This is a genomic window from Enterococcus sp. 5H, from assembly GCF_028128615.1.
In the GTDB taxonomy this organism is placed as follows: Bacteria; Bacillota; Bacilli; order Lactobacillales; family Enterococcaceae; genus Enterococcus_L.
In genome coordinates this window covers 60,538-68,479 of sequence record NZ_AMDP01000034.1, presented here as the reverse complement: position 1 = coordinate 68,479, position 7,942 = coordinate 60,538, and the positions used below count along the sequence as shown (strand labels likewise).

Here is a 7,942-nt window from a genome sequence, read left to right as displayed (position 1 = left end):
AATCAAACGTTGAACCTTCTTCTTATTTACATGGAACCCACGATTTCCCAACTCCTTTGTCATACGCAAACAGCCATAATCCTTATGATGTCTTCTTATTTTAAGCATTTCCTCTTCGATTTCTTGATCTGGATTTTCTCGATCAAAGCGTTTTTGCCAATACATAAAGGTTGATTTAGGAAATTTCAAGGTTTCAAGAAGCTCAACTAGTTTGAAGGATCCTCGGAGGCTGTCGATGATTCGTGCGATTGATTCTTTCGTCTTTGTTGGGCTTCCTGTTTTCGCAGCTTCCTCAATTCTTTTAAAAAGGCATTTTCAATCTGAAGGGCACGCACTTGCTTTTCTAATTCCTTAATACGATCGCGTTCTTTAGGTGTTTCTTTCTTTGTTTTCTTCTCTTCTTTTTTCTTAGTCAAAATGGATGGACCTCCTTTCGTCTTTGAGAGCCCATCTATTCCTTCTGCACGAAAGATTCTCATCCAGTTGGTGATTAATGCAGGATTATTTATCCCTAGATGATTCGCCACTTCACGATAGGACAGCTCAGTTGTTTGATATAACTCTATCGCATCCATCTTGAATTGAACAGGGTAACTTTGGTTTTGACGTTTTCGCAGAAGCCCTTCTTCACCGAACTCGTGATAAGCATTGAGCCAATCTTCCACCTGCTTTTTTAATTTCACTCTATATTTCTTCGATAAATACGATAGTCCTCCTTTTCCTTCAAGATATTCTTGAACGATTTTCAGTTTGAATTCAAAACTATATTTTGCCATAAAAATACCGACCTCCATTAGTTAGATTTTTGGTCTAACTTTTGGGGGGCGGTACAAAATGCTTGTCTGTTTTTTTAGTGAGCATTCAGAGATGATTGGATACTAAAAAAATTAGCGGATGAAATCAGTCAAACGAATACCTTTTTAACCTATTTAAGTAACCTCTATAAAAATACATAGATAAGAACACTAAATGGTACTAACATTTGCTAGTCCAATGATCGTGATTATTAAAGTAAATTATCTAACATCAAGTAGCAGAATATAAAATTAAGTATTTTTAGAGCAATTATATAATAGCTTTATGGAAATTGATAAATGGAGATAAGTAAAGGAACAGATGAATGGAAGAGGCACGTTTGTTTGTGAACGAAATCATTTTATTAAATAACTATCATTAATATCTTTTTCCAGATATGTATTTTAAAGAATGAAAAAATATTTTTTATAAAAAGGATGAAATTTCTGTATATGTTGATATAATGATATTAGCTTAGATTAGTTATTAAATTTCTTGAATGTATCAAGTATAAGAAAACTCTAACCCCAACAAATATAAAAAACTAATAGAAATTCAACTTCTAATTAATTCTATACTAAAAGAGATAAGCAGTCTATAACAAAAAGTTCATTTTTTTATCATGTTTTTATCGAAAAATATAAAAAAATGAGAATAGTTAGTAATTTTCTTTTTTGTTATAGAGCTAAAAAACTATTTGGATTGAGAACATTACTTTTTTATTAATAATTCTTATTTGACTTACATGAATATACGAGAAATAAACAGGTTTGTATTTTTTAAGCCGTCAAATAAGCCGTCAATTTTTTTTGAAAGGATGTTACAAGTGAGTAGAAAAGGTGAAAATATATATAAAAGGAAAGACGGCAGATGGGAAGGTAGATATATCAAAGCACGAAATGAACACGGGAAGATTATATATGGTTATATTTATGGTAAACGTTATGCTCATGTAAAAAAAAGATTAGCAGAATTAAAGGTTCAATATTCCTTTACACATAATTCAGTCAATTTATATAGTGGAACAGTTGAAAATTGGTTAAATCATTGGCTCAATATCGTGATGAAAAAGAAGATAAAACAATCAACATACACTAGTTATCGCTTGCGTATTGATAAATACATCATTCCTTTTCTTGGAAGTAAATTATTGACTAAACTAAAAAATCAAGATATAGAAGAATTTGTTAACTACTTAATTCAACTCAACTTATCTCCATCAACTACCCATTCCATTGTGACAGTATTAAAAAGTGCTTTAAAAAAGGCTCATATCGAGAAGTATATCCTAGCAGATCCCAGCATAAGTCTATCAATATCATCAAAAAAAGTGAATGAAATCTCTGCTTTAAGCCTATCAGATCAGGAGAAAATAGAAACAATAGCTCTAAAAGAAGAAGCTTGTTCAGCTGTTATACTTGCTTTATATACTGGATTAAGGATTGGAGAAATCAGTGCACTAAAATGGGAAGATATCGATTTCGATAAGGATATTATCTATATTAAGCGAACGCTATACAGAATACCAAGTCTGGCAGAAGAGAAAAAAACTGAAATAATTATGGCTGAGCCGAAAACAAAAAGTTCAAAACGTTCACTTCCATTAGCAGAAAATTTAAAAAGTTACTTGTTAAGCAAAAAAAAAGAACATTTATCTGATTATGTGATCTCATGTAAGCACGGTTACGCAGAACCTAGAGTTATTAGCTACCGCTTTAAGAAAAATGTACAAGAAGCTGGAATTAAACCTATTCATTTTCATGCATTAAGACATACTTTTGCTACACGTTGTGTTGAAAGAGGAATAGATATCGCTAGTTTAAGTAAATTACTTGGACATGCCTCTATCAAATTAACCTTGGATACTTACACAGATTCACTTTGGGAGAATAGAAAGAAAGCAGTATCTTTATTAGACCAAAAACTTGGAGCTTTGCCCTGAACTAAAATAGCTATTTAAAACGATTTTTTCGTTTTAAATAGCTATTTTTTATGGAATGCGTTCTATTTAACTAATATTCACTGCAAAATTCTTTTTTTAGCCGTCATAAAATGGTCAATCAATTTTTTCTTGTGAATAAGATCAAAGGATATCGTTACTTTTTCTTATACTTGATACATTCAAGAAATTTAAGTTGCTGTATGCCGCTTCGTAAGATAAACCGTCAGTGTTTATCAGTTGGTTCATATATGGGTGTACATATAGTTATTATAATCGCAAACCAGTTTTTTCAAAAATTATAGGCTTGAAATAGTTGAGTAAATAGCCAAAATAAAAAAAATGCTGGAGAGGAGGTCATTAGTGATGTATACGATTGGTTATATTTCATTGAGCAGTCAGTTAGATGAAGAAAGAAAAAGAGCTTTTAATGTACTTCAATGCATAATTCGTCCCATTGAAAAAGAAAAAATAAATCTACTATTTGAAGTGGAGGATTGTTTGTTAGATAAAATCGATACATTAATTGTGGAAGATGTTGATTTTTCTGATATTAACTGGATTTGTGAATTGATTATGAAAGTGCGGAAGCAATCAGATATCCCATTGTGGATTTCAGCACCTTCTGATGTTCTTAGTAAGACTAGCAGAATTGTTTATTTACAATTGGGAGCTGACGGTATTCTTGATCAAGATGATGATCTAGACGAAGCTATTTTGATAGTTAGAAATTGTATAAATCGTTTCAAACAGCCTAGATTAAAAGGAAATCCTAAAAGAACTACACTTGCAACAGGTGTTGAAGCTTTTCAATTGATTCCACAAAATCTAAGTGTTTGTTTAGAAAATGGTAAAGAAGTAAATCTGACAAAATTAGAATTTCTCACAATTGAATATTTACATAAACATGCATGTAAAACAATGACATACGAAGAAATCTATCAAAACGTTTGGAATGATACTTATAAAAATCGCAAATATCGAGTTTCTAATCTAGTTTGCCATTTGAGACAAAAAATTGAAATGGACATTGAACATCCAAAGTATATCAAAACAATTCGTTCTAAAGGATACATGTTAAATATAAAACAACAGAATTAACAAGTAATAACTAGTTGGGGAATCAGACAGTGTATACATGTACACGTTTAGAGTGGTAAAACTTTAGATAAAAATAGGAGGTTGGGATGTGTATATAAAATTGATTTCAGTCAAAAAGATCATTTACGGAACTGGGTAGAAAAAACGGGAGAAGAAGTGAATCCTTGTTATTTCTTGAAAGGGGGGAGAATAACAAGTTTCGTCAAAGCACATATTATAGGAGGAGAAACAATTGAAAAAAACACAAGTACTGAGAAAAAGTTTGTTTGCATTAGCTGCAACAGCAACACTAGGAGTAGTAGCATTAACTTTACCGACACCCATTTCAGGTAACATAATAGTTGCCTATGCGGCAGAAACAACAGCAGAAGTATCAACAATTGCAGAATTTGAATCAGCATTACAAAACCCTGCAATTACAGTTATCAATGTAAATCAAAACATCCAATTTAGAAAAAACATCACAAACATTCCAAATCGTGATTTAACAATTAATGGTAACGCAGACAAAGGTGTTGTGATTAATTCGGCACATAACTCTATCTATGGTAAACAAAACACTAAAGGAAAAAATACTATTTCAATTAAGAATGTAAATATTGTTGGTGCTGATAGTGACGGACGTTTCTTCACAGGTGGTTCTGGAAATGGACCTTCGAGCTATGGTTGGGATGTTTATGCTGAAGATGTAACGTATCAAGGTGCCCGTTTTGTACACCTAAGTGAAGGTAAATTAACATTTGCAGGAAAAAATAACAATATCAACACACGTGCTGAAAATGCTTGGGTGCATGACTTAGAATTCTTGCCGGGAACTGTTTATAACGGAATCGCTGCAAATAAAGACCATGGTCAATTCTCAGCGTTCTATTTCAATGGTGCATTAATTAATGGTAAAGCAACTGGCGAAGCAATCATAGGTGACAATGCGAAAATCAATGTAAAAATTGGACCCCAAAGTAATGTTAACTATTACTACCCAGTATTTTATGATAAAGTCCAAAAAGTTGATGTAGGGGCGAATGCTTCATTAGATGTTGATGCCGCAGGTGTGGCTTTCCAATTCATTCCGCGTGCTGATTACGTGAATAAAGTACCATCATTTAATTTAGCAACTGGAAGTTCTGTTCATTTAAATGGTCGTGGTGGTGGAAACTACGCTACGATGAAACTTCAATATTACGGATCAGAAGTTAATGTAGCGAATGATGCTGAATTAGTCATTACTGGTAATAGTACTAAAGCAGTTGTTGAAAGCGAATATAAAGGTGCAGTGATTAACCTAGATGCTCCTCGTAATTTTGAAATAACAAATAAAAAACCAAATTCAAAACTATTCTATGCAACAAATACAACAATCAATGCTACAGATGTAAGTGAAATTTCAACCTGGTCACAAACTGGCGGAGACTATGCCTATGCTCCAGTGTATTTTGACGGTGGAAACTTTACAGTAAATTTCGGAAAAATATGTAACAGTAACACATTAGCAACAACTGGCGATATCTCACCAAACTTCCGACTTGAAAACTATGGAAAATTTTCATTAGTAGGTGGGATTTTATAATTGATTCTTGTTTAGTTTAAATAAGATTTGGATATACTGATTAGATTAAGTTTTAGGTACTAATCCTAAAACTTAATCTAATAGTAGTGAGGGTAATAACTAGTTCTTATTTTATAAATAGGGGGTGACAAAAATTGAAAAAAATTAGAGTAGTGTTACTTTTAATTACTTTACTCAGTGGTATTTTCTTTTTATATAATGGTCATCAGAATAAAATTCAAGCTGCTCCTCCATCTAGCTATTCAGATATTTTAACTGCCCAAGGTATTAATGTTGTGTCGGGAGCTAATTCAGCTACATCTGAAATTGATGGAGATTATGGTTCTATGTTTAAATTAACCCAATTTACTTCATATGAGCCTTTTGGAGAAGCAGAGACAATTGAATATGCTTCACATAAATCTAAGGCCTATCGTTTTCATAAAAGTACAAGCGCGACTGAAAAAGGTGTGTGGGTCAGGAATGTGGGGATGTATAACGGAAGAAGCGTAGATCTGAAGTTAATTATTGATGACATGGATTTTGCTGATAAAGGCGGAGGAAATATTCCGTACTTTAATTTTCTAGCAGTTGATTTTTCTGATATTAATTCTACATCAGATTTGATTATTCCGAACACGAGTACATGGGGAGAAGCATTTTTATTTTTAGGAAGTACAACAAGAAGTGCTTCTAAAATCAATGACACTTATACATTTGAGGATAATGCACATTACCACTACGAATTCTATGATAACGAAACAAAAGCTCAGCTAAACTATAAAGGAACTTGGAATTTCAACAATATTAATATTGCTAAGGCTGTAACCACGCCTTTTAACAATGATTTTAGTAAAATGTTTGTTTTAGATTCTACTTGGATTGGATACAAAGATAGTAACAAACCAAATTATTTGGAACTTTTTGGTAGTGGAACAACAGTTAATTCACCAGCCAGCAGGTTAACTCAACTTTTTGAAAGTCAGTCTTTTGCTACGTCATTAGAAAAAAGATATAGCAACGGAAGTGGAGGTACGACTGTAGGTGCAATGGGAATTATGTATAGCACAGAGTCGCTAGCCAGAATAGCACCTGCTAAACCAATTATTTTTGCTGAAAAGAATAGTGCTGTGCATACAGAAGCTGATTATGGCAGAATCAAATATTCGATTCTGCAAACTGTTGCAGATAATAAGCTTGAAAATAGAAATACAACTTTTTCAATAGAAACAACTGTTCCAAGTCAATATGATATTGACTTGAGTAAAATTAAAATATACGAATATGGAACGGGAGATACGGTTGATAAGACAGGATTATTTAGTATTGCTCTGGCCCCGGCTAATTCCAGCAAAGTGATTTTAACAGTGAAAAATCCTGCATCAAGTGAATTTAATGGTTCAGTCTTAGATATCAAAATAGAAGCAAAACCAAATACTAGATTTAAATTCGACAAGGATGTACACAACTATCAAATGGGCGGAAAAGATGATGCTCATATGATTTATGAGTTAGGTGGGGCTAATACAACCACTCATTACACTTATCTTAATCGTTTTTCTGGTGATTTGAATGCAGAAATCATCACAACAGATGATCAGACGAAAGCTAAAGTCTTGTACGAAGGATTACCTGATGCAGATTCTAAACAAAACATCAAAGTCCCACTAGGAACAAATTTTACGACTGATTATCAAGATCCTGGAACATCATTTTTAGACAATATCAGAGTAGATACAGATAATCCATTAGATAAACCAGTAAAAGTTAGCTACAAGCAGCCCTTACCAGAGACTTCAGCCATTGGTGATGTTGTACTAACGCTGACATTAACAACAGCAAAAAATGTAACGAAAGATATACAAGTGAATGTCAAGATTGTCCCTACAAGTGCCGAGTTACGTGTGAAATATAAAATCAACGGAAATTATTTAACGAGTAAATATCCGGACTACGTTGACTCAACTCAAATGATCGGTGATCCAATTAATTTGAAGAATATTAAACAGGTGACAGATACTATTGAAGTAATTAAAAATGCTGGTTATGAACAAACCAATAATCCTGTTGAAGAATTTGAACTTTCTGCAAGTGGAAACACTGTGGAATATGAGTTTGAAGGTAGGCTATTTTTATCTTCAACACCAACAATTCTGAATTTTGGGATTGAAGAAGTTAGTTATAAAGCAATTCGAGTAAATGAGGCAGTTCTTGATAAAGAGTTGATTGTAACAGATACGAGAGCATCGAAACAAAAGTGGACATTACAAGCAAAAGTGACTCAGGAATTTACGCTTACTGATACTACAGATGGATCAAAAAAAGTCATTCCAAATATTTTACGGTACAACGATGGGTCGGATACAGAAAAGTCTTTTATTTTGAATAATGCACAGGAATTGTTAGCTGATACGCATACTGCAAGTGAAGAATTCAACGTAAGTAGCACTTGGAAACCAGACGGAAAAGGTTTTAAGCTGGATGTTTCAGGAGATGCTGTCAAAAAGCTTGGGAAATATCAAGCAAAAATTGAATTTACAGTTGGAGAGACACCTTAAAAA

Annotated in this window: 4 protein-coding genes and 1 pseudogene; 4 read left to right on the top strand and 1 reads right to left on the bottom strand. The window is 32.9% G+C overall.

Translation table 11 applies throughout. The features are described from left to right. Positions 1–776, bottom strand: a pseudogene (locus C240_RS11845) (helix-turn-helix domain-containing protein); the annotation flags it as partial. Positions 777–1,621: 845 nt separating this feature from the next. Between C240_RS11845 and C240_RS11840 the strand changes: the two are divergent. The 4 genes from C240_RS11840 (at position 1,622) to C240_RS11825 (ending at position 7,939) form a co-directional block, all read left to right on the top strand. Beyond that, a complete protein-coding gene (locus tag C240_RS11840) occupies positions 1,622–2,737 on the top strand; it encodes a tyrosine-type recombinase/integrase (RefSeq protein WP_271495943.1) in 1,116 nt (371 codons plus the stop codon). A gap of 363 nt (positions 2,738–3,100) precedes the next feature. Beyond that, positions 3,101–3,835, top strand: a complete 735-nt coding sequence (locus tag C240_RS11835; RefSeq protein ID WP_271495942.1) for a winged helix-turn-helix domain-containing protein — start codon at positions 3,101–3,103, stop codon at positions 3,833–3,835. A gap of 232 nt (positions 3,836–4,067) precedes the next feature. Further along, positions 4,068–5,402, top strand: coding sequence for a pectate lyase-like adhesive domain-containing protein (locus C240_RS11830; protein ID WP_271495941.1), 1,335 nt, complete (start codon positions 4,068–4,070; stop codon positions 5,400–5,402). A 134-nt stretch (positions 5,403–5,536) separates the two neighbouring features. Continuing rightward, on the top strand, positions 5,537–7,939 hold the full coding sequence (locus tag C240_RS11825) for a hypothetical protein (RefSeq protein ID WP_271495940.1): 2,403 nt from the start codon (positions 5,537–5,539) through the stop codon (positions 7,937–7,939). Positions 7,940–7,942 lie beyond the last annotated feature (3 nt).

What these genes read in the sequence shown, in the direction of transcription:
- C240_RS11835 (WP_271495942.1), top strand. Translation starts at nt 3,101, where the DNA reads ATGTATACGATTGGTTATATTTCATTGAGCAGTCAGTTAGATGAAGAA.